General features: G+C 66.6%; 18 protein-coding genes, 1 tRNA gene and 1 pseudogene. 9 read left to right on the forward strand and 11 right to left on the reverse strand.

What is annotated here, in order from left to right; all coding sequences use genetic code 11:
- Nucleotides 1-23: 23 nt before the first annotated feature.
- The 5 genes and pseudogenes from trpB to MKAN_RS26670 all read left to right on the forward strand — a co-directional run bounded on the left by trpB (nucleotide 24) and on the right by MKAN_RS26670 (nucleotide 5060).
- Nucleotides 24-1310, forward strand: coding sequence for a tryptophan synthase subunit beta (trpB, locus tag MKAN_RS26650; RefSeq protein ID WP_023373646.1), 1287 nt, complete (start codon nucleotides 24-26; stop codon nucleotides 1308-1310).
- 2 nt (nucleotides 1311-1312) lie between these two features.
- Complete coding sequence (gene trpA / locus MKAN_RS26655; protein ID WP_023373648.1) at nucleotides 1313-2122, forward strand: tryptophan synthase subunit alpha; 810 nt, start codon at nucleotides 1313-1315, stop codon at nucleotides 2120-2122.
- Nucleotides 2119-4149, forward strand: coding sequence for a prolipoprotein diacylglyceryl transferase (locus MKAN_RS26660; RefSeq protein ID WP_023373650.1), 2031 nt, complete (start codon nucleotides 2119-2121; stop codon nucleotides 4147-4149). Before trpA ends, MKAN_RS26660 begins: the two co-directional genes overlap by 4 nt.
- A gap of 53 nt (nucleotides 4150-4202) precedes the next feature.
- Nucleotides 4203-4618 (forward strand): annotated as a pseudogene (locus tag MKAN_RS26665) (TM2 domain-containing protein).
- Nucleotides 4608-5060 carry a DUF2752 domain-containing protein gene (locus tag MKAN_RS26670; protein WP_023373654.1) on the forward strand — a complete coding sequence of 151 codons (453 nt, stop codon included), beginning with the start codon at nucleotides 4608-4610 and terminating at the stop codon, nucleotides 5058-5060. Before MKAN_RS26665 ends, MKAN_RS26670 begins: the two are co-directional and overlap by 11 nt.
- 25 nt (nucleotides 5061-5085) lie before the next feature.
- Here MKAN_RS26670 and MKAN_RS26675 read toward each other — a convergent pair whose 3' ends face one another.
- Nucleotides 5086-5835: a cutinase family protein gene (locus MKAN_RS26675; RefSeq protein WP_023373656.1), complete on the reverse strand. Its 750-nt coding sequence runs from the start codon at nucleotides 5833-5835 to the stop codon at nucleotides 5086-5088.
- A gap of 226 nt (nucleotides 5836-6061) precedes the next feature.
- Between MKAN_RS26675 and pyk the strand changes: the two genes are divergently transcribed.
- The 3 genes from pyk to MKAN_RS26690 all read left to right on the forward strand — a co-directional run bounded on the left by pyk (nucleotide 6062) and on the right by MKAN_RS26690 (nucleotide 9884).
- Nucleotides 6062-7480 (forward strand): pyruvate kinase, encoded by a 1419-nt coding sequence (pyk, locus tag MKAN_RS26680; RefSeq protein WP_023373658.1) that lies wholly within the window; start codon nucleotides 6062-6064, stop codon nucleotides 7478-7480.
- Entirely contained in the window at nucleotides 7481-8347 is an 867-nt protein-coding gene (locus MKAN_RS26685; protein WP_023373660.1) for an acyl-CoA thioesterase II, read from the forward strand.
- Between the two features lie 121 nt (nucleotides 8348-8468).
- Nucleotides 8469-9884, forward strand: coding sequence for a bifunctional lysylphosphatidylglycerol flippase/synthetase MprF (locus MKAN_RS26690; protein WP_036395348.1), 1416 nt, complete (start codon nucleotides 8469-8471; stop codon nucleotides 9882-9884).
- Here MKAN_RS26690 and cydC read toward each other — a convergent pair.
- The 8 genes from cydC to MKAN_RS26730 all read right to left on the reverse strand — a co-directional run bounded on the left by cydC (nucleotide 9873) and on the right by MKAN_RS26730 (nucleotide 18459).
- Entirely contained in the window at nucleotides 9873-11519 is a 1647-nt protein-coding gene (gene cydC, locus MKAN_RS26695; RefSeq protein WP_023373664.1) for a thiol reductant ABC exporter subunit CydC, read from the reverse strand. The two genes, MKAN_RS26690 and cydC, sit on opposite strands and share 12 nt — an antisense overlap.
- Complete coding sequence (cydD, locus tag MKAN_RS26700) at nucleotides 11506-13095, reverse strand: thiol reductant ABC exporter subunit CydD (protein WP_036395347.1); 1590 nt, start codon at nucleotides 13093-13095, stop codon at nucleotides 11506-11508. Before cydD ends, cydC begins: the two co-directional genes overlap by 14 nt.
- A gap of 86 nt (nucleotides 13096-13181) precedes the next feature.
- Nucleotides 13182-14222 (reverse strand): cytochrome d ubiquinol oxidase subunit II, encoded by a 1041-nt coding sequence (gene cydB / locus MKAN_RS26705; protein WP_023373668.1) that lies wholly within the window; start codon nucleotides 14220-14222, stop codon nucleotides 13182-13184.
- Between the two features lie 29 nt (nucleotides 14223-14251).
- On the reverse strand, nucleotides 14252-15709 hold the full coding sequence (locus MKAN_RS26710) for a cytochrome ubiquinol oxidase subunit I (protein WP_023373670.1): 1458 nt from the start codon (nucleotides 15707-15709) through the stop codon (nucleotides 14252-14254).
- 130 nt (nucleotides 15710-15839) lie between these two features.
- The gene (locus tag MKAN_RS26715; protein ID WP_023373672.1) at nucleotides 15840-16430 is read right to left on the reverse strand and encodes an HdeD family acid-resistance protein; all 591 of its coding nucleotides are present in this window, start codon (nucleotides 16428-16430) and stop codon (nucleotides 15840-15842) included.
- A gap of 59 nt (nucleotides 16431-16489) precedes the next feature.
- Nucleotides 16490-17818: an adenylate/guanylate cyclase domain-containing protein gene (locus MKAN_RS26720; protein ID WP_036395401.1), complete on the reverse strand. Its 1329-nt coding sequence runs from the start codon at nucleotides 17816-17818 to the stop codon at nucleotides 16490-16492.
- Nucleotides 17819-17868: 50 nt separating this feature from the next.
- Nucleotides 17869-18375 (reverse strand): DUF488 domain-containing protein, encoded by a 507-nt coding sequence (locus MKAN_RS26725; protein WP_023373676.1) that lies wholly within the window; start codon nucleotides 18373-18375, stop codon nucleotides 17869-17871.
- A 10-nt stretch (nucleotides 18376-18385) separates the two neighbouring features.
- A tRNA-Leu gene (locus MKAN_RS26730) sits at nucleotides 18386-18459 on the reverse strand.
- A 125-nt stretch (nucleotides 18460-18584) separates the two neighbouring features.
- Between MKAN_RS26730 and MKAN_RS26735 the strand changes: the two genes are divergently transcribed.
- A complete protein-coding gene (locus MKAN_RS26735; RefSeq protein WP_023373678.1) occupies nucleotides 18585-19196 on the forward strand; it encodes an ANTAR domain-containing response regulator in 612 nt (203 codons plus the stop codon).
- A 70-nt stretch (nucleotides 19197-19266) separates the two neighbouring features.
- Here MKAN_RS26735 and MKAN_RS26740 read toward each other — a convergent pair whose 3' ends face one another.
- Complete coding sequence (locus MKAN_RS26740) at nucleotides 19267-20469, reverse strand: lipid-transfer protein (protein WP_023373680.1); 1203 nt, start codon at nucleotides 20467-20469, stop codon at nucleotides 19267-19269.
- Nucleotides 20466-20912 carry a Zn-ribbon domain-containing OB-fold protein gene (locus tag MKAN_RS26745; RefSeq protein ID WP_023373682.1) on the reverse strand — a complete coding sequence of 149 codons (447 nt, stop codon included), beginning with the start codon at nucleotides 20910-20912 and terminating at the stop codon, nucleotides 20466-20468. Before MKAN_RS26745 ends, MKAN_RS26740 begins: the two co-directional genes overlap by 4 nt.
- Nucleotides 20913-20949: the final 37 nt, after the last annotated feature.

Genomic DNA, 20949 nt, shown 5'->3' on the forward strand with positions numbered 1-20949 from the left:
CGCGTGCACCTCGAGCGTCGGTGATGGCAGATCTATCTCGCCCGGACCTTCCGCGCACGAGTGCTGCCATTGCCGAACGGACCAGCCACGATCCTGATTCCGGCGGTCATTTCGGGGGCCCCGGTGGGTATGGTGGCCGCTATGTTCCCGAGGCGCTGATGGCGGTGATCGAGGAGGTCACCGTCGCCTACGAGAAGGAACGCGTCAACCAGGACTTCCTGGACACCCTGGACACGTTGCAAGCCAACTATGCCGGCCGTCCGTCGCCGCTGTACGAAGCAACCCGACTCAGCGAACATGCCGGGTCAGCACGACTGTTCTTGAAGCGAGAAGACCTGAACCACACGGGTTCTCACAAGATCAACAACGTCCTCGGCCAGGCGTTGCTGGCCCGCCGGATGGGTAAGACCCGGGTGATCGCCGAGACGGGCGCCGGGCAGCATGGGGTGGCCACCGCCACCGCATGTGCGCTGCTGGGCCTGGAGTGCGTCATCTACATGGGTGCCGTCGACACCGCGCGCCAGGCCCTCAACGTGGCCCGGATGCGACTGCTCGGGGCGCAGGTAGTTTCCGTGCAGACCGGTTCCCAGACGCTCAAGGACGCCATCAACGAGGCGTTCCGGGATTGGGTCAGCAACGCCGACAGCACGTACTACTGCTTCGGCACGGCCGCCGGGCCGCATCCCTTCCCCACCATGGTGCGCGACTTTCAGCGGATCATCGGTATGGAGGCGCGCGTCCAGATCCAGGACCAGGCGGGCAGGTTGCCGGATGCGGTGGTGGCGTGCGTGGGCGGCGGGTCCAATGCGATCGGTATCTTTCACGCATTCCTCGACGATCCCGGGGTGCGATTGGTCGGATACGAGGCGGCCGGTGACGGTGTCGAGACCGGTCGGCACGCGGCAACATTCACCGGAGGTTCGCCCGGAGCCTTTCAGGGCTCCTACTCCTACCTGTTGCAGGACGAAGACGGCCAAACCATCGAATCGCATTCGATCTCAGCAGGTCTGGACTATCCCGGCGTCGGCCCCGAACATGCATGGCTCAAGGAGACCGGACGCGTCAGCTACCAACCGATCACCGATTCCGAGGCGATGGAGGCGTTCGGTCTGCTGTGCCGGACGGAAGGCATCATTCCTGCCATCGAATCCGCGCACGCGGTGGCCGGTGCGCTCCAGCTGGGGGCTGAATTGGGAAGGGGCGCAGTCATTGTGGTGAATCTGTCGGGGCGTGGCGACAAGGACGTCGAGACAGCCGCCAGATGGTTCGGCCTGCTGTCACCCGGCGCCGACGCGGACAGGTCCGTTTGACGATGACTGTCGAGCAGTGTGAAACGAGCAAGCTGGGGCCGCTTTTCGAGTCGTGCCGGGCGGCTGGTCGTGCGGCGTTGATCGGCTATCTGCCCACCGGCTATCCCGACGTGCGCACGTCGGTGGAAGCCATGACTGCGCTGGTCGAATCTGGTTGTGACATAGTCGAAGTCGGCGTCCCGTATTCGGACCCGGGTATGGACGGACCCACCATCCAGCGGGCTACCGAGGCGGCTTTGCGTGGGGGAGTGCGGGTCCGGGATACGTTGGCCGCGGTAGAGGCGATCAGCCGGGCCGGTGGCAATGCCGTGGTGATGACGTACTGGAACCCGGTGCTGCGCTACGGAGTCGATGCGTTCGCCCGGGACCTGGCCGCGGCCGGCGGGCGGGGCCTCATCACTCCCGACCTGATTCCCGACGAGGCGCAGCCCTGGTTCGCCGCATCCGACGAACATCGACTGGACCGCATCTTTCTGGTGGCGCCGTCATCGACGCCCGAACGATTGGCAATCACGGTCAAGGCGTCGCGTGGGTTCGTCTATGCGGCGTCGACGATGGGGGTGACCGGGGCGCGCGATGTGGTTTCACAGGCCGCGCCCAAGCTGGTGGGGAGGGTGAAGGCAGTGTCGGACATACCGGTCGGGGTCGGGTTGGGGGTGCGGTCACGAGAACAGGCCGCGCAGATCGCAGGTTACGCCGACGGTGTCATTGTCGGCTCGGCCTTGGTGTCGGCACTGGGTGCCGGCTTGCCGAGGCTGCGTGCACTGACGGAGGAACTTGCCGCCGGGGTACGGGAAAGGGCGGCCTCATGACTACGACGTTGCTCGCATACATCCCCAGCCCGCCGCGCGGCGTCTGGCATCTCGGGCCGCTGCCCATCCGCGCTTACGCGCTGTTCATCATTACCGGCATCATCGTGGCCTTACTGATCGGCGACCGACGCTTTGTGGCCCGCGGCGGTGAGCGGGGCGTGATCTACGACATCGCGCTGTGGATGGTGCCTTTCGGCTTGATCGGCGGCAGGCTCTACCACCTGGCCACCGATTGGCGGACATATTTCGGCCACGGTGGCGCCGGGTTTGCCGCGGCACTGCGAATCTGGGATGGCGGCTTGGGCATCTGGGGGGCGATCGCCCTCGGCGCCGTCGGGGCGTGGATCGCCTGTCGGCGCCGCGGAATTCCGCTGCCGGCTTTCCTGGACGCGGCTGCTCCCGCAGTCGTGTTGGCGCAGGCTATCGGCCGGCTCGGAAATTACTTCAATCAAGAGCTTTACGGCCGCGAGACCACAGTGCCGTGGGGACTGGAGATCTTCTACCGGCGCGATCCCGCCGGATTCGTCGACGTTCATTCCCTCGACGGTGTCTCGACCGGGCAGCTCGCGGTCGTCGTGCACCCCACGTTCCTCTACGAATTGCTTTGGAACGTACTGGTATTCGCGATGCTGATCTATCTGGATCGGCGTTTCACGATCGGGCATGGGCGACTGTTCGGGCTTTACGTCGCGCTTTATTGCGTCGGGCGATTCGGAGTCGAGCTGATGCGTGACGATACCGCCACACACATCGCCGGAATCCGGATCAATCTGTTCACATCGACTTTCGTGTTCATCGGCGCCGTGGTGTATGTGATCTTGGCGCCGAAGGGCCGCGAGGATCCGGCCACGGTGCGTGGCACCGCCGTGGTCGGCGAGGAAGCGGCCGAGTCTGAGGAACCGGCCGAGCCTGAGGCCGAGGTCGTGGCTGTGGCTTCGGGCTCGGCGGCTGTCACCGCAGTCGCTGGGGCTGCCGGCGCCGAAGACGACGAACCGACTGAGTCGGCGGAAACACAGCGAGCTGGCGAACTCGCCGAGCCGCACACCCTGAAGGCCCCGGCCGCGGCGTCCGAGGACGGCGCAACCGAGGCTCGAGAAGCGGAGACCGAGGAGCCGGAAACCGGTCCGGAAACCGGTCCGGAAACCGGTCCGGAAACCGGTCCGGAAACCGGTCCGGAAACCGGTGAGGTAGCGGCCGAGGTGGCCCCCCAGGCCGAAGATGCCGAGGCTGAGCCGGCAGAGGCTGAAGAAGCCGAAGTGGCCGAGGCTGAGCCGGCAGAGGCTGAAGAAGCCGAAGTGGCCGAGGCTGAGCCGGCTGAGGCCGAAGACGCCGAAGTGGCCGAGGTCGAGTCGGAGCCTGCGCCCGAGGAGCCTGAGGTCGACGAAGCTCGAGCCGAAGAATCGGAGGTCGTTGTCGACGAGTCTGAGGCCGAGTCGGCAGCCGACGAGGCTGAGGCCGCACAGGCTGAAGGCGAATCGGACATCGGGGAGCCAGAGCTTGCTGTGCCAGCCGTGACCGAAACCGAGGCGGAAGAGTCCGAAGTCGAAGAGCCTGAAGCAGCTTCCGCCGACGCCGCTGACGAAGCTGAGCCGGCGGAGGCTGAAGCTCCCGAGGCTAAGGTCGGCGAGGCTGAAGCTCCGGAGGTTGAAGCCGCGGATGCGCAGACCCCGGAGGTTGAACCCTCGGAGGTTGAATCCGAAAAGGCCGAGTCGCAGGCCGCAGACACCGAAGCGGCAGATGCCGCAGACACCGAAGCGGCAGACACCGAAGCCGAAGAGGCCGAGGCCCAAGAGCCAGCGGCCCAAGCGCAGGCTTCGGAGCCTGACGCGGAGGACACCACCGCGCCGAAGGCGGCGGAAGAGGATACTTCCGGTGGTGCTGACGACCAGGATGCCGACCGGGATGATCACCAGGATGGCGACCAGGCACCGCCCGTTCCCAGTGCGCAGACGTCGGACAGCACCGGCTCGACACGGCAGGGCTGGCGGGCTCGGTTACGTAACCGGCGACAGCGGTCGGGACGGTAGCCGCCGGCGCGGTCCGGCACCGGCGGCTCGGGCGCAGACCCACTGAATCTGGCATGCTGAAGCGGTGACTGACCAGTCGTGGGCTGCGCAGCCCGGTTCACCGGAGCAGCAACCGGGATATCCGCCGCCTTTTCCGCCGCCGTACTATCCGGAATACTCCCGGCCCGGCGGCTACTACGGCCCGGCAGCGGACCCGTCGGCTCCCTTCGGTCGGCATCCTGTTACCGGGCAACCACTTTCGGACAAATCGAAGACGATCGCGGGGCTGTTACAGCTGTTGGGGCTGTTCGGCATCGCCGGTATCGGCCGAATCTACCTCGGGCACACCGGGATGGGCATCGCGCAGCTGCTCGTCGGTTGGCTGACGTGCGGGGTCGGCGCCGTGATCTGGGGCGTCATCGACGCGGTGCTGATCCTGACTGACAAAGTCAGCGACCCGTGGGGTCGCCCATTGCGCGATGGAACCTGATCGGCCCGCCACAGCATCGGGGGCGCGCGGTAAGCACGCTCGGCGGCTTCGTCATCTCTACGGCGCCGCGGGCTCGGCCGTGCTGTTGGCCGGCGCATTGGGCTACGTCGGCGTGGTCGATCCGCACCGCAGCCACTCGCTGTACCCGCAATGTCCGTTCAAGTTGCTCACCGGCTGGAATTGCCCCGCGTGCGGTGGACTGCGGATGACGCATGACCTGCTGCACGGTGATGTCGCGGCCGCCATCAATGACAATGTTTTCGTGGTTCTCTTGTTGGCCGGCATCCCCATGATTGCCGGTTGGATGCTGCTGCGCCGCCGTAATGGCCAGTCGTGGCTGCCCGCGCCCGCGATCATCACCCTTGCGGTGGCGACGGTGGTGTGGACCGTGCTGCGAAATCTGCCTGGTTTCCCGTTGGTGCCAACCGTTCTGGGCGGTTGACCTCAGCCGGCGCCGGCCCGGTAGCTCAGTTGCCGAAGCCCGAAAGCGGGCCCGGGCCGCCAGGAGCCGCGCTAAGCCGACTGGCGGCAAAGGCCACCCCCTGCTCCACCACCAGCCCGTCGCCTGCGTACGCGTCATGGGCGGCGAAGTTCAGGCCGTCGGAGCAAACCGGATCCTCCGGTTCGCATACCTTGATTGTCTTGGCCTGATACGCGGGACCGATAGCGACCGGGGGCTGGCCGAGGAAGTCCATCGCCCGGTGGTTCGGCAACCCGAACAACACCACCGCGGCGACGTGATCAGCCACCTCGGGCGCCAACGGCTTGGGCACGCTGGCGGGATCGACACCATCCGGCACCGCGGCCGAGGTGACAAAGCCCATCACCGCCGCTCCCTGCGAATATCCGCCGAGGACCATTTTCGTCTGGGGGCAGCTGCCCGCCATGGAAACGACATGAGCACTAGCGTCTCGGATACCGTCGATCCCGGTATCCCACTGGTCACTGGCCGGGTAGTTGACCGGATATACGCCGAACGTCTTGCCGCCGAGTCGCGAGCGCAAGGAGTCGACAAATGCCTGCCCCGTGGGGCCGACACCCGGAGCCTCACCGGTACCCCGGGCGAACACCACCTCGACGTCGGGGCAGGGCTCGGCGGACGCCGCCGGGACCACAAACCCGGGAAGGACGGAGGCGCTGATACCCCACGCGGTGACAATTGCGGGACCAAGGATTCGGACGACGGGAGAAGCAATCACGGCGCGGTAGGTGTCCATACGAGGAGTTTCTCAAATTGGCAAATTTTCGGCACCTTTTGCACGCGGAAAGTTGCCGGCGTACGGCGATCGACGGGCCGGCGCCGCCGCAGCCGCTCTGTGTTCGCATCGCGCGGAGAGTGGGCGCGCACACCCGCATTGCTACGCCCGCGGTCGGCTGTGGTCCGATCCGCGGGTATCGGCGAGGCGCACCGAAGGCACATGACCGCGACTATGCTTTGTCGTCGTGACAAGACGCGGGAAGATCGTCTGCACTCTCGGGCCGGCCACCCAATCGGACGACATGGTCAGAGCGCTGGTCGAAGCCGGAATGGACGTCGCCCGAATGAACTTCAGCCACGGCGACTACGCCGATCACGAGGCCGCCTACAAACGAGTGCGGGCAGCCTCGGATGCCACCGGGCGTGCCGTTGGCCTGCTCGCCGACCTACAAGGCCCGAAGATCAGGTTGGGGCGCTTCGCGAGCGGGCCAACCTATTGGGCTGATGGTGAAACGGTCCGGATCACCGTCGGAGACTGCGACGGCTGCCACGACCGGGTGTCCACCACCTACAAGAGGTTGGCTCAGGACGCCACAGCCGGTGACCGCGTGCTGGTCGACGACGGCAAAGTCGGGTTGGTGGTCGATCACGTCGACGGCGACGACGTGGTGTGCACTGTCGTCGAGGGCGGCCCGGTCAGTAACAACAAGGGAATCTCCCTGCCCGGCATGAGTGTTTCCGCTCCCGCGTTGTCGGAGAAGGACATCGAGGACCTGACATTCGCGCTGAACCTGGGCATCGACATGGTGGCGCTCTCCTTCGTGCGCTCGCCCTCTGATGTCGAACTCGTCCACGAGGTGATGGACCGGATCGGCCGGCGGGTGCCGGTGATCGCCAAGTTGGAAAAGCCCGAAGCCATCGACAACCTCGAGGCCATCGTGCTGGCCTTCGACGCCGTCATGGTGGCGCGTGGTGATCTCGGGGTCGAGCTGCCGCTGGAAGAGGTTCCGCTGGTGCAGAAGCGAGCCATCCAGATGGCGCGGGAGAACGCCAAGCCGGTGATCGTGGCGACCCAGATGCTGGACTCGATGATCGAGAACTCGCGGCCGACCCGCGCCGAGGCCTCCGACGTCGCCAACGCGGTGCTCGACGGCGCCGACGCGCTGATGCTGTCCGGTGAAACGTCGGTCGGCAAGTATCCGCTGTTGGCGGTGCGGACCATGTCGCGGATCATCTGTGCGGTCGAAGAGAATTCGACTGCGGCCCCGCCGCTGACGCATGTGCCGCGCACCAAGCGGGGCGTGATCTCCTACGCCGCCCGCGACATCGGCGAGCGACTGGACGCCAAGGCCCTGGTCGCTTTCACCCAATCCGGCGACACGGTGCGACGGCTGGCCCGCCTGCACACCCCGCTGCCGCTGCTGGCCTTCACCGCCTGGCCCGAGGTGCGCAGCCAGCTCGCGATGACCTGGGGCACCGAGACATTCATCGTTCCGAAGATGGAGTCCACCGACGGCATGATCCGCCAGGTCGACAAGTCGCTGCTGGAACTCGGGCGCTACAAACGGGGCGACTTGGTGGTCATCGTCGCGGGTGCGCCTCCGGGCACGGTCGGTTCCACCAACCTGATCCACGTGCACCGGATCGGTGAGGACGACGTTTAGTTGTCCGACTTTGACGAACTGCTGGCGGTGCTGGATCTCCGCCGGGTCGCCGACGACCGGTTCATCGGATCTCATCCCAGCAAGAACCCGATGCGCACCTTCGGCGGGTTGCTGGTGGCGCAGTCGTTCGTCGCCAGCACCCGCACGTTGACCCGCGAAGAGCTACCGCCCAGCGCGCTCTCGGTGCATTTCATCAACGGGGGTGACACCACCAAGGACATCGAATTCCATGTGGTGCGGTTGCGCGACGAGCGGCGGTTCGCCAACCGGCGCGTCGACGCGGTACAGGACGGCACGTTGCTGTCTTCGGCGATGATCTCCTACATGTCCGGCGGTCCCGGGCTCGAGCACGCCGTGGATCCGCCGGAGGTGGACGAGCCGCACACCCGGCCACCCATCGGCGAGCTGTTGCGCGGCTACGAGGCCACCGTCCCGCACTTCGTCAACGCGTTGCAACCGATCGAGTGGCGCTATACCAATGATCCGTCCTGGGTGATGCGGGAGAAGGGCGATCGGCTTCCTTACAACCGGGTCTGGCTCAAGGCGCTGGGCGCGATGCCCGACGACCCGGTGCTGCACACCGCGACGATGCTGTATTCCTCAGACACCACGGTGTTGGACTCGGTGATCACCACCCATGGGCTGTCGTGGGGCTTCGACCGGATTTTCGCCGCCTCCGCCAACCACTCGGTGTGGTTTCATCGGCAGGTCGACTTCGACGACTGGGTCCTGTATTCGACCTCGTCGCCGGTGGCCGCGGATTCGCGCGGGCTGGGTACGGGTCATTTCTTCGACCGCGGCGGGCGACTCATCGCGACCGTGGTGCAGGAGGGCGTCCTGAAATACTTTCCCGCGGCCCGCCGATAGACAGGTGGGGTAACCGCAGGACAACCGCCGGTTTCGGCTCGACCAGGCCGCGCTCAGGCGTACCGTTCCTGGTAGCGGGTACCCTTCCGGCAGCTGAGAGGCAGGTCAGCGGGAGGTGAGCGTGAACGAACCGTCGGTTGATGTTGCGCCGCGGGTCCGCGCCCGCGAACGCGTCGTCGTCCATGTCGATTCACTCATGGCTCGCTTTGTCGGCGCCCTGGCGGTGTTCTGCGCGGCGTGCTGGCTGATTGCCCTGCTCGCACACAACTACCGGCACGAGGATTGGCAGGCAGCCGGGCGGCTGAGTTGGTCGCTGACGATGCTGGCGGCCGTCGCCTTGATCGCCCGGGGCATCTTCCTCGGGCGTCCGGTCACGGCCATGCATGCGGCTGCGGCCGCGCTATTCCTGGTCGCGGGGCTGGGCCTGCATGTGCTGTCGTTCGATCTGGCCGGTGAGATGCTGATCGCCGGATCGGGGTTGGTGTTGATGTGGCCGACGTCGTCGCACCCGCGGCCCGGCGCCTTACCCCGGGTGTGGGCCTTGATCAACGCCACCAGCGAGGATCCGTTGGCGCCGTTCGCCATGCAGGCGGACAAGTGCTACCACTTCAGCGCGGCCGGCACGGCGGCGCTGGCATACCGGACGCGGCTGGGCTTTGCGGTAGTCGCCGGGGATCCGATTGGTGAGGAATCGCAGTTTCCCGAGCTGGTTGCCGACTTTGCCGCCCTGTGTCATGCGCGGGGTTGGCGGATTGCGGTGCTGGCCTGTAGTGAGCGACGGCTGAGTTTATGGACCGATCCCGCCGTGCCGGGACGGTCGCTACGGGCGGTACCCATCGGGCGAGACGTCGTCATCGATGTCCCCAACTTCGCGATGGTGGGCCGCAAGTTCCGCAACCTGCGTCAGGCCGTCAAGCGGACCCATAACGCCGGCATCACCACCGAGATCGTGGCGGAGCAGGAACTCGACGACAACCAGCGCGCCGAACTGACCGAGATGCTGCTGGCGTCACCCAAGGGGGCGCGCACCGACCGCGGCTTCTGCATGAGCCTGGACGGCGTACTGGAAGGCAAATACCCAGGCGTTCAGCTGATCATCGCCAGGGACGCTTCGGGGCAGGTGCAGGGCTTCGACCGATTCACGACCGCGGGCGGCGGCAGTGATTACTCCCTCGACGTGCCGTGGCGGCGCCGTGGTGCCCCGAACGGGATCGACGAGCGGCTCAGCGTCGACATGATCACCGCCGCCAAAGAGGCGGGCGCGCAGCGGCTCTCGCTGGCGTTCGCGGCGTTCCCGGAGATCTTCGACGCGGCGCACCGGAGCCGGCCGCAACGGCTGTTCTATCTGCTGATCCATCTGCTTGACCCGTTCATTTCCCTGGAGTCCTTGTACCGGTACCTGTGTAAATTCCACGCATTGGACGAACGGCGCTATGCGCTGGTCTCGTTGACCCAGATCGTTCCGCTGCTGCTGGTGCTGCTCTCCCTGGAATTCATGCCGCGGCGCCGAGGACTACCCGAAGGGTCACGCCGGTGAGCCGACGCTGAGTCGAGCACAGTCAATATCGTCGGGCAGGTGGTGGGTGGCCACCACAACCGTCCTGTCGCCCAGAATCGGTCCGGGGCCGGGCACCAGCAAATCGCGCAACACGGCCTCGGCGTCGGTCGCGTCAAGGTGCTCGGTTGGCTCGTCCAGCAGCACAATTCGGGCGGGGGAGAGCACCGCCCGCGCGAGCAGCAGCCGTCGGCGTTGTCCTGCTGAAAGTCCTTGCGCGCCACCGATCAACATGGTCGACAAGCCCTCGGGCAGGCCCGCTAGCCAACCGCCGAGGCCGACTTTCGCCAGGGCGGCCGTCAATTCGTCGTCGCTGCAATCGCCGCGGACGACCAGTAGGTTGTCTCGTACGGTGGTGGCGAAGACATGTGCGTCTTCGGCGAAAAAGGTGACGGCTCTTCGCAGTCCGGCTTCATCGAAGCGGCTCAGGTCGATTTCATCCAAGAGCACCCGGCCGTGTAGTGGCGGCAGCAGCCCGGCCAGCGTCATCAGCAGTGTCGTCTTGCCGGAACCGCTGGGGCCGGTTACGGCAAGCCGGGTGCCCGGTGACAAGTCGACCACTGCCCGGGCTGCCTGCGCCTGGACGTGACCGAACCACACATCGGCGGCCAGCCGGCCGGTGTTCGCGGGCCCCGCTGGTGTTGCGGCGGCCTCGGCGAGGCGGTCGGGCGGAGCCAGGTCGAGCAGCCGACGCGCCGCGATACGGGACCGGGTCAGCTGGACCGCGGCCGCCGGCAGTGCGGTCGTCGCCTCGAAGGCCGACAACGGCAACAACATCAACACGGCCAGCGTCGTCGGCGCCACCGTGGGAGCCATGCCGATCGCCGCCACCACCGCACCCAACACGCTGATCCCGATCGCCGCGGTCGGTATCGCCTCGGCGATCGCCGCCGGCCTGGCCGCGGCGTCGAGTGCCTTACCCCAAGCACGTTGTTGCCGCTGGGATTCGGCAATGACGTCGGTGAGGACTCCGGCGACTCGAAGCTCGGGTGCATGCTCGAATGCGACCATGGCCGACGTGTCGCGGTCGCCATGATGCCGCCGGGCCAGCGCTTCGTGTTGCACGGCGGCGCTACCGGCAAGCCAGGGCGCGACAACCCCGGCCACCAGCAGGCAGATCGCCAGGACCGCTGCGGCCGGCACCGAGATGATCGCAACGACCGTGGTCGCGGCCAGCGCCAGTAATGCGGCGACGCCGATCGGTACCACCGCACGGACCAGCATGTCGGCCACGGTGTCGACGTCGGCACCGACTCGGGCCACCACCTCGCCGCTGTGCAGCCGGACCGCCTCCGCTGCCGGCCCCACGGCCAACCGGTGGTAGATCCGGGCGCGGGCGGCACCGGCCGCGCGCAGCGCGGTGTCGTGGCTGGCCAGTCGCCCGCAATAGTGCAGAATCCCGCGCGAAATCGCGAACGTCCGCACCGCGACGACCGCGACCGACAAGTCCAGCACCGGCGGCATCTGCCAGGCACGGGTGATCAACCATGCCGAAACGCCGGCCAGGGCGAGGCCGCTGCCCAACGACAACGCCGCCAGAACAATCGCGGCCAGGACGCGCCCCAGTCGAGGACGCAGCAGCTCATAGCCGGCCCGCAGCGGATCAGACCGGGGCATAGCCGACCTCGCTGCCGGCGGTGACCTCGACGACCCGGTCACCGATGGCCACGACGGGTGCCCGGTGGCCGACGACCACCACCGTCACACCCTGGCGGGCCCGGTCGACGACGGCCCGCAACACCCGGCTCTCGGTGACCGCGTCCAGGTGCGCGGTCGGTTCGTCGAGGAGCAGCAGCGGTGCGTTAGATCCGAGGGCACGGGCCAGTCCCAGCCGCTGCCGCTGCCCCAGCGACAAGCCGACGCCGCCGCGGCCGAGCACGGTGTCCAATCCGTCCGGCAGCTCCGCCAGCACGGTGTCGAACCCTGCTGCCGTGCAAGCACTCTCGAGGTCATCCAGATCACCGAACAGGACCAGGTTGTCGCGGACCGTTCCCGGAACCAGCACCGGGCGTTGCGGCAGCCAGGACAGCTGCCGCCGCCAGTCGGCGGGGTCCAAGTCGCCGACGTCGATTCCGGCGACGGTGACCCGTCCCGACGACGGCACCGTGAGGCCGGCGATCACCTGCAGGGCGGTGCTCTTGCCCGCGCCGTTTCGCCCGGTCAGCACCGTCACCCGGCCGGGTTCGAGCACCGCGGTCAGCGCATCCGGGGATCGGCCGTCTCTGCTTGCGACGCTGAGGGTTTCGATCCGGATCAGGGCTCCGCGGGCCGCCACCGTCCGGATGCCCGCCGTCGTGGACGCCGGTTCGCCGATGAGGGCAAAAGCCTGGGCGGCCGCGGCTCTGCCGTCCTGGGCGGCATGAAACTCCACACCGATACGCCGAAGCGGCCAGTACACGTCGGGCGCCAGCAGCAGTACCGTCAGCCCGGTGGCCAGGCTCATCTGACCGAATACCAGGCGAAGACCGATGCTGACCGCGACCAGGGCCACGCCCAGCGTGGCCAGCAATTCGAGCACCAACGCCGACAGGAAGGCGACCCGCAGCGTGGCCATCGCCGAACGGCGGTGCGCGGCAGCGAGTTCTGCGATGCGCTGCTCCGGCCCCACTGCACGGCCCAACGCCCGCAGGGTGGGGATGCCCGCGATCAGGTCCAACAGCCGAGCCTGCAGCGTGCCCATCGCGGCCAGTGCGGCTGTCGACCGATCGGCGGTCGCGAGCCCGATCAACACCATGAAGATCGGAATCAGCGGCAGCGTGATCACCACGATCGCCGTCGACTTCATGTCGTAGGCCGCGATGACCGCGACGGTGGCCGGCGTCAGAATCACCGCAAGCAGCAAGGCGGGCAGGTAACCGGTGAAGTAGGGGCGCAAGCCGTCCAGTCCCCGAGTGACCAGCACCGCGGCGGCATCCCGCTGTGCCGCCACCTGCCTGGGCTGGCGCCCGGTTACCGCCGTCAGCACCTGGCCGCTGAGATCCGCGATCACCGCGCTGGCTCCCCGCTGCCCCAGACGCGCCTGCAGCCAGTGTGTCAGGGCGCGAATTGCCCACAGCGCCAACAATATTGCCAGCGGTCCCAGCCAGCGGCCTAGGTGTCGCGTCGAGGGATCGGCCACGACCCGCGCGACGATGCCCGCCAGGACCACCGCCGAGCCGATCGCGCAGCCGGATATCGCCACTCCGCATGCCACCGCGGCGATCAGGTAGCGGCGCAGGGCCGACGACGCCCGCCACAGCCGCGGATCCAGCGGCGCCCGGGCCGGCCTGTCCGTCGCGCTCAGGACGGGCGCCTCGCCAGACCGATGGACGGAGGTATCCGCTCAGCCGATATGCGTTGCCGGAACACCCAATACGTCCAGGCCTGGTACACCACCGTCAGCGGCGCGAAGATGGCCGTCACCCAGGTCATGATCTTCAGGGTGTATGGCGTCGACGAGGCGTTGTAGATCGTGACGTTCCACTGCTCGTTGAGCGTCGACGGCACCAGGTTCGGGTACAGCACGCCGAACAACAACACCACCACGGCCGCGACGACCACCAGCGTGCTCAGGAACGCAAACCCGTCGGATGCGCGCCGCCATATCAGCAGCACGGCCGCGACCTGGGCGATCACCGCCAGGCCCAGCGCAGCCCAGGTCCATTGCTTGCCATACGCCAGCTGGGTCCACACTCCGAACCCCCCAACCAGCACCGTCGCCGCAAGAGCGAGCCACAGCGCGATCCGGTAGGCGCTATCGCGGATCGGCCCGGCGGTTTTCAAGGCGATGAACACCGCGCCGTATTGCAGGAACAACCCGGCGGTGGCCAGACCGCCCAGCAGTGTGTAGGCGTTGAGCACATCGCCGATGCCCAGATGTATGTGGCCATCGCCGTCGACCGGGAGTCCGTGCACCAGGATGGCGAACGCGACGCCCCACAGCACCGCGGGCAGCCAAGACCCCGCGGCGACACCGAAATCGGCCCAGGCCCGCCATTTGGTGTCGTCGACCTTGCCGCGCCATTCGATGGCCACCGCGCGCAGGATCATGCCGAACAAGATGGCCAGCAGCGGCAGGTACAACGCCGAAAATACGGTCGCGTACCACCCGGGAAACGCGGCGAACATTCCGGCGCCCGCGGTCAGCAGCCAGACCTCGTTACCGTCCCAGACCGGGCCGATGGTGTTCAGTACGGCTCGCCTTTGGATTTCGGAATCGCCCGGGGCCACCCGGGCCAGCGGCTCCATGAGCATGCCAACACCGAAGTCGAATCCCTCGAGAACCAAGAAGCCGAGGAACAGCACCCCGATGACAGCGAACCACAATTGTTGGAGTCCCACCGGTCATCTCCCTCCTGGGTCAGTGGGTGTCAGTAAGCGAATGAGAGCGGTGCCACTTCGTCGCTGCCAGGCGCCGCCGGCGCCGCCGGTTCTGCGTCGTGCTCCTGCGGACCTTCGACGACATAGCGCTTGAGCAGCCAGAACCAGATGACCGCGAGCACCGCGTAGACGAGCGTGAACGTCACCAGTGAGGTGACGACCATGCCGAACGGGTGGTTGGAGACAGCGGTCGCGACGGTGAGTCGAACCTGCTGGTCGCCCGTCGGGTTGGGAGCCACGATCCAGGGCTGGCGGCCCATCTCGGTGAACACCCATCCGAACATGTTGGCCAGGAACGGGGCGGGAATGGTGAGCAGCGCAAACCAGGCGAACCACCGTCGTCCCGGGATTCGTCCGCCACGCGTCAGCCACAGGGCCAACAATGCGAACAGGACCGGAATCGCGAGGAACCCGATCATCGCGCGAAACGACCAGTAGGTCACGAACAGATTGGGCCGGTAATCATTCGGGCCGAATCGTTGGTTGTAGTCCTGCTGCAAATTGCGGACACCCTGCAACGTCACACCGGTGGTTTGGCCCTGGGCGAGGTACGGCAACACATAGGGCACCTCGAGGACCCGGGTGAGGCTGTCGCAATTGTTCTGCCGGCCCACCGTCAGGATGGAAAAGTCCGGGTCGGTCTGGGTGTCGCACAGCGATTCCGCGGACGCCATTTTCATCGGTTGCTGGATAAACATCAGCTTGCCCTGGTGGTCACCGGTGAAGAACAAGCCGACGGTGGCGACCAGCACAACCCAACAGCCCAGGATGGTCGCCGGGCGATACATGGCGCGGGTGCCGGGCCCGACGGGGGCGGTTTTCGAACGCACCAGCCACCATGCGCTGACCGCGGCGACAAAGGTACCCGCGGTGAGCAATGAGCCCGCGACGGTGTGTGAAAATGCCGCTATCGCAGTGTTATTGGTGAGCAGCGCGGTAATGCTGTTCAGCTCTGCGCGTTTGGTGGCCGGGTTGTAATGCGCCCCCACCGGGTGCTGCATGAACGAGTTCGCGGAGATGATGAAGAATGCGGAGACGTTGACCGCGATCGCGACGATCCAGATGCAGGCCAGGTGGACCAATCGGGGCAGCCTGCTCCAACCGAAGATCCACAGTCCCAGGAACGTCGATTCGAAGAAGAAGGCCATCAGGCCCTCCATCGCCAGCGGCGCGCCGAAGATGTCGCCGACGAATCTGGAGTATTCACTCCAGTTCATTCCGAACTGAAATTCCTGCACGATCCCCGTCGCCACGCCGATGGCGAAGTTGATCAGGAACAACTTCCCGAAGAACTTGGTCAGCCGATACCAGGCCGTATTGCCGGTGACCACCCACACCGTTTGCATCACGGCCAGCAGCGGGGCCAAGCCGATGGTGAGTGGCACGAAGATGAAGTGGTAGACGGTGGTGATACCGAACTGCCAGCGCGAAATATCGACGACATTCATCTGTCATCTCCCGGGATGCAGGCCTTACAGCGGGCTACGACGAAGTGTAGTAGCGATGTCCGCGTTGACGCGAGTTGAGTGACGTTTGTCTGTGGACCTTGCGGGGACCCTGTGGGGACCTTGCGAAACCCTATAGTCCCAGCGTTTTGGCCGCCTTACGGATGCCGAACGCCGACGCGATCTCGCAAGCGCCGATGATGACCAGCCACACACCGACGACGATGGCCAACGTGATGATCGACTCGAACGGCGCGGCCATCACCACCACGCCGGCGATCAGGCTGATCACACCGACGAAAATCTGCCATCCTCGTCCCGGCAGCGTCGGGTCGTTGATCGCGGACACGGTTGTCGCGACGCCGCGGAAGATGAACCCGATGCCGATCCAGATGGCCAGCAACAGGACCGCGTTGCCGAAATGGCGGAACGCCAGTACGGCCAGGATCAGCGAGGCCGCGCCGCTGATGAACGCCAGAATTCGGCTGCCGGCCGAAACATGCAGGCTGAACGCGAGGAAGACCTGCGCGATGCCGGTCACGACGAGGTAGGCGCCGAACGCGACGGCGGCCACCAGGACCGATATCCCTGGCCAGACCAGGATCAGGACGCCGAGGATCAGCGACAGGAGTCCCGATAACAGCGTTGACTTCCACAGATGCGGCAACAAGCGGGGGACGGGGCCCGAGACGGGTGCGGTTTGCATGACACCAGTGTGACGCATGTGACGGGTTTTGGCAGCATAGTGGTGAACCGGCGGTGCCCGCCCGGTGCGTTGAGGTGTCAGACGCCGGCGGTGCTCGGCTCCTCGGCAAGCGTGTCGGCCGGCTGCTCCGCCGGTTTGCGACCGAGCAGGTACCAGGTGCGCATGACGCCTTTGCCCTTGACATTGATGTGCCCGCGCTCCTGCAGCAAGAAGTCGTCCTTCAAGAGCTCGTAGACCTCATCCGGCACTTGAATCTTGCCGACCGAATCGGTGGTCTCCATCCGCGACGCGACATTGACCGCGTCGCCCCATACGTCGTAGAAAAAGCGGCGCGAACCCACCACGCCGGCGACCACCGGACCGGTGGCCAGGCCCACCCGCAGGGGCACCGAGCAGCCCTGTGGATCCTTCAGTCCAGCCGCGACGTCCACCATGTCGAGGGCAAAGTCTGCCAATGCCTGCACATGGTCAGGCCGCGGGCGCGGCACTCCGCTGACCACCATGTAGCAGTCGCCACTGACCTTGATTTTCTCCAGCCCGTGCTTGTCCACCAATGCGTCGAAAGCGCTGTACAGCCGGTCCAGGAATCGGACGAGTTCGGCCGGCGCGGCGCTGCTGGCCCGCTCGGTGAAGCCGACGATGTCGGCGAACAGCACCGAGGCCTCGTCGTATTTGTCGGCGATGACGTCTCGCTCGGGATGTTTGAGCCGTTCGGCGATGCTGGCCGGCAACATGTTGGCCAGCAGGGCCTCGGACCGGTCGTATTGGGCTTCCATGATCGCTTCGGCGCGGGCGGTGTCCCACAGGGCAAACCAGACCGAGACGACCACCACCACGCAGGCGGACACCGTGGTGATGACGAAGCCCGCCGACTGAGCCCAGCCGGGCTCCACTCCGGTATTGCGGGGCACCAGGAACTCCACCGCGATGATCAACGCCGTGGCAAGGGCCGCCAGTCCGCTGGCCAGCACGATGTGTTCGATGCCCAGCACCAGCACCACCAGGCAGGCGCCGACGAGAAAGAAGAACTGCGCGCCCGACCCGGTGCCGATGCTCCAGCAGCTGGCGAAGACCGTCACATAGGCGGCTCCGATAAATGTCAGCGGTGCCACCAGTTCCCCGAACCGGTGCAGCATCGGGACGATCGCGAAGACCACGGCGGCGGCGACGTTGATCCAACTCAGCGGCCACAGCCAGGCATCGGTCAGAAGTTGCATCAGCACAAAGCTCACGCTGACCATCACGGCCAGCCAGGCGGCAATGCTGAGCAGCCGCGCCCGGCGCGCCGCGCTGCGGGCGTAGTGCTGGTCGAACTCGCGGGTTTGCTCGCGCACGACCGTGACGCAGTCGTGGCGGGATGAGCCCTCGGATCGTTTCCGTGGGGCACCGCGTTTCTTAGCCGCCACGATCAAGAGCCTAACCGTTGAGCTCGATATTGTCGGCCACCTGCCAAGACTCAGGACCCGTCCACGACGTCGTGGGTGAGCCAATCCGACGGACGATGTTGCGACAGTGCGCCGTTGGGCATGATGTGTTGCACCCGGTGCCCGTCGCGGACGGCCAGGTCGGCGATCATGCGCCGATGACAGCGCCACCACGTCGGTTCCCCGCACATCACCGCTACGTTGGTGGTGTCGGCATCCCGCAGCAGCCGCTGGTATGCCGCGTGGAAGCCGGGTGTTCGGGTGTGCGCCGCGTAGTTCGCGAACGCCTGGTTTTCCCACCACCGGTCGCGCTGCACCGGGTCGACGGGCGGTTTGCGCCGGCCACCGAGGTCAGGTTCGTGCCGGTAGGCGATCCCGGCGGCGCCAAGCCAATCGGGCATTGCCTGTTTGGACACGTCGGGGTTGCGGCGCGAGCCGGGGAAACTGCGCACGTCGACCAGCAGGTTGATGTCGTGCCGGCGCAGCATGTCGGTGAGTTGCCCTGCGGTCTTGGCGCCGTGGCCAATGGTGTACAGCATGATCCCGGAGTGCCCTCGGTGGGATTCGAACCCACACTGGACGGGTTTTGAGTCCGTTTCCTCTGCCAGTTGGGATACGAGGGCTGAGGTTGTTTCCGTACGGCTTTCCACCTCAGAGCAGCCTCCAACCATAGCGGATTCATACCCTGATCCCGACTCGCCGCACCCCAAGGTTTCCCATCGCAGCCGCTCACGCCACAATGTCCGTCATGACCGGCCCCACCACCGACGCCGACGCCGCAAAGCCACACCGTGTCCTGATTGCGGAAGACGAAGCGCTCATCCGAATGGACCTCGCCGAGATGCTGCGAGAGGAGGGGTACGACATCGTCGGGGAGGCCGGTGACGGCCAGGAAGCCGTCGAACTGGCCGAGCGACACAAGCCTGATCTGGTGATCATGGACGTGAAGATGCCGCGCCGCGACGGGATCGACGCGGCGTCGGAGATCGCCAGCAAGCGCATCGCGCCGATCGTGGTACTCACCGCATTCAGCCAGCGCGACCTCGTGGAACGCGCCCGCGACGCCGGGGCCATGGCCTATCTGGTGAAGCCCTTCACGGCCAGCGACCTGATCCCGGCCATCGAGCTGGCCGTCAGCCGGTTCAGCGAGATCACCGCGCTGGAACAGGAAGTGGCGGCGCTGTCCGACCGTCTGGAAACGCGCAAGCTCGTCGAACGTGCCAAAGGCCTGCTGCAGGCCAAGCAGGGGATGACCGAGCCGGAGGCGTTCAAGTGGATTCAGCGCGCCGCTATGGACCGGCGGACCACCATGAAGCGGGTGGCCGAGGTGGTCCTGGAAACCCTCGACACGCCCACCTAACGGCGCGAGCAGACACGGAATCGCACGCATCCGCGCAGCGGAGTGCGATTCCGCGTCTGCTCGCCAGTGATTACCGCGCCACGATCACCGACGAGCCGTGGCCGAACAGGCCCTGGTTCGCGGTGATGCCGACCTTCGCGTTCTCGACCTGGCGGCCGGTGGCCTGACCGCGCAACTGCCAGGTCAGCTCGCACACCTGGGCGATGGCCTGCGCGGGGATCGCCTCGCCGAAGCACGCCAGGCCGCCCGAGGGGTTGACCGGGACCCTGCCGCCGATGGTGGTCGCGCCGCTGCGCAGCAGCGCCTCGGCTTCGCCTTTGGCGCACAGTCCCAGGTGCTCGTACCAGTCGAGTTCCAGCGCGGTGGACAGGTCGTAGACCTCGGCCAGGCTCAGGTCCTCGGGCCCGATGCCGGCCTCGGCGTAGGCCGCGTCCAGGATCTGGTCTTTGAACACCCGGTCCGGCGCCGGCACCGCCGCGGTGGAATCCGTTGCGATATCCGGTAATTCGGGCAGGTGCTGCGGATAGCGGGGAGTGACCGTGCTGACCGCGCGCACCGACGGCACCCCGTCCAGGGAGCCCAGGTGCTCGCGGGCGAACTTCGCGCTGGCCACGATCAGCGCTGCCGCGCCGTCGGAGGTGGCGCAGATGTCCAGCAGGCGCAGCGGATCGGCCACCACCGGGCTGGCCAGCACGTCGTCGACCGATGTCTCCTTGCGGAACCGGGCGTTCGGGTTATGCAGGCCATGCCGGGAGTTCTTGACCTTCACCTGGGCGAAGTCCTCGAGCGTGGCTCCGTAGAGGTCCATCCGTCGACGCGCCAGCAGCGCGAAGTACACCGGGTTGGTGGCCCCGATGAGGTGGAACCGCTGCCAGTCGGGATCGTTCTTGCGTTCGCCGCCCACCGGGGCGAAAAAGCCCTTCGGCGTGGTGTCGGCGCCTATCACCAGCGCCACATCGCAGAAACCGGCCAGGATCTGGGCCCGGGCGCTTTGCAGGGCCTGCGAACCGCTGGCGCACGCGGCGTAGCTGGAACTGACCGGCACGCCGTTCCAGCCCAGCTTCTGGGCGAACGTGGCGCCGGCGACAAAACCCGGGTAACCGTTGCGGATGGTGTCCGCCCCGGCCACCAATTGGATCTGAGGCCAGTCGAGGCCGGCCTCGCGCAGCGCGGCCCGCGCGGCTACCACCCCGTACTCGGTGAAGTCGGTACCCCACTTGCCCCACGGGTGCATTCCGGCACCGAGGATGTAGAGCGGTTCGGGCGTGCTCATGTCTGGGCGATCCTCCACGCGTAGACGATGCGTTGCACACCGTCGTCGTCGGTAAACAGTGGCATGGTGGTCAGCTCCATCTCCATGCCCACTTTCAAGTCGGCCGCCAGCGTGCCCTCGACCACCTTGCCCAGCACGATCAGCCCCTCGTCGGCCAGCTCCACCGCGGCGACGGCGAACGGCTCGAAGGGGTCGGGGGAGGGATAGGGCGGCGGTGGGGCATAACGGTTTTCGGTGTAGCTCCAGAGCTTTCCGCGCCGAGACAACACGACGGACTCTAGTGCGTCGGACTCGCAGGCCGGGTTGGGGCAGTTGTTCTCTCGCGGCGGGAAGACGTAGGTGCCGCACTGCGGGCACTTGCTGCCGGTCAGATGCGGGTTGCCGGCGTCGTCGGTGGCGAACCACCCGTCAACGGCCGGTGCTTGGCTGGTGACCTCGGGCACCGGCCCAGCCTACCCAGCAGACGCACAAAACTGAAAC

It is taken from the genome of Mycobacterium kansasii ATCC 12478, from assembly GCF_000157895.3.
In the GTDB taxonomy this organism is placed as follows: domain Bacteria; phylum Actinomycetota; class Actinomycetes; order Mycobacteriales; family Mycobacteriaceae; genus Mycobacterium; species Mycobacterium kansasii.

Bases quoted from the DNA above. Each gene is read 5' to 3' on its own strand.
- trpB (WP_023373646.1), top strand. From the start codon at position 24: ATGGCAGATCTATCTCGCCCGGACCTTCCGCGCACGAGTGCTGCCATT.
- trpA (WP_023373648.1), top strand. From the start codon at position 1,313: ATGACTGTCGAGCAGTGTGAAACGAGCAAGCTGGGGCCGCTTTTCGAG.
- MKAN_RS26660 (WP_023373650.1), top strand. From the start codon at position 2,119: ATGACTACGACGTTGCTCGCATACATCCCCAGCCCGCCGCGCGGCGTC.
- MKAN_RS26670 (WP_023373654.1), top strand. From the start codon at position 4,608: ATGGAACCTGATCGGCCCGCCACAGCATCGGGGGCGCGCGGTAAGCAC.
- MKAN_RS26675 (WP_023373656.1), bottom strand. From the start codon at position 5,835: ATGGACACCTACCGCGCCGTGATTGCTTCTCCCGTCGTCCGAATCCTT.
- cydC (WP_023373664.1), bottom strand. From the start codon at position 11,519: ATGCCCCGGTCTGATCCGCTGCGGGCCGGCTATGAGCTGCTGCGTCCT.
- MKAN_RS26710 (WP_023373670.1), bottom strand. From the start codon at position 15,709: ATGAATGTCGTCGATATTTCGCGCTGGCAGTTCGGTATCACCACCGTC.
- MKAN_RS26715 (WP_023373672.1), bottom strand. From the start codon at position 16,430: ATGCGTCACACTGGTGTCATGCAAACCGCACCCGTCTCGGGCCCCGTC.
- MKAN_RS26725 (WP_023373676.1), bottom strand. From the start codon at position 18,375: ATGCTGTACACCATTGGCCACGGCGCCAAGACCGCAGGGCAACTCACC.
- MKAN_RS26735 (WP_023373678.1), top strand. From the start codon at position 18,585: ATGACCGGCCCCACCACCGACGCCGACGCCGCAAAGCCACACCGTGTC.
- MKAN_RS26740 (WP_023373680.1), bottom strand. From the start codon at position 20,469: ATGAGCACGCCCGAACCGCTCTACATCCTCGGTGCCGGAATGCACCCG.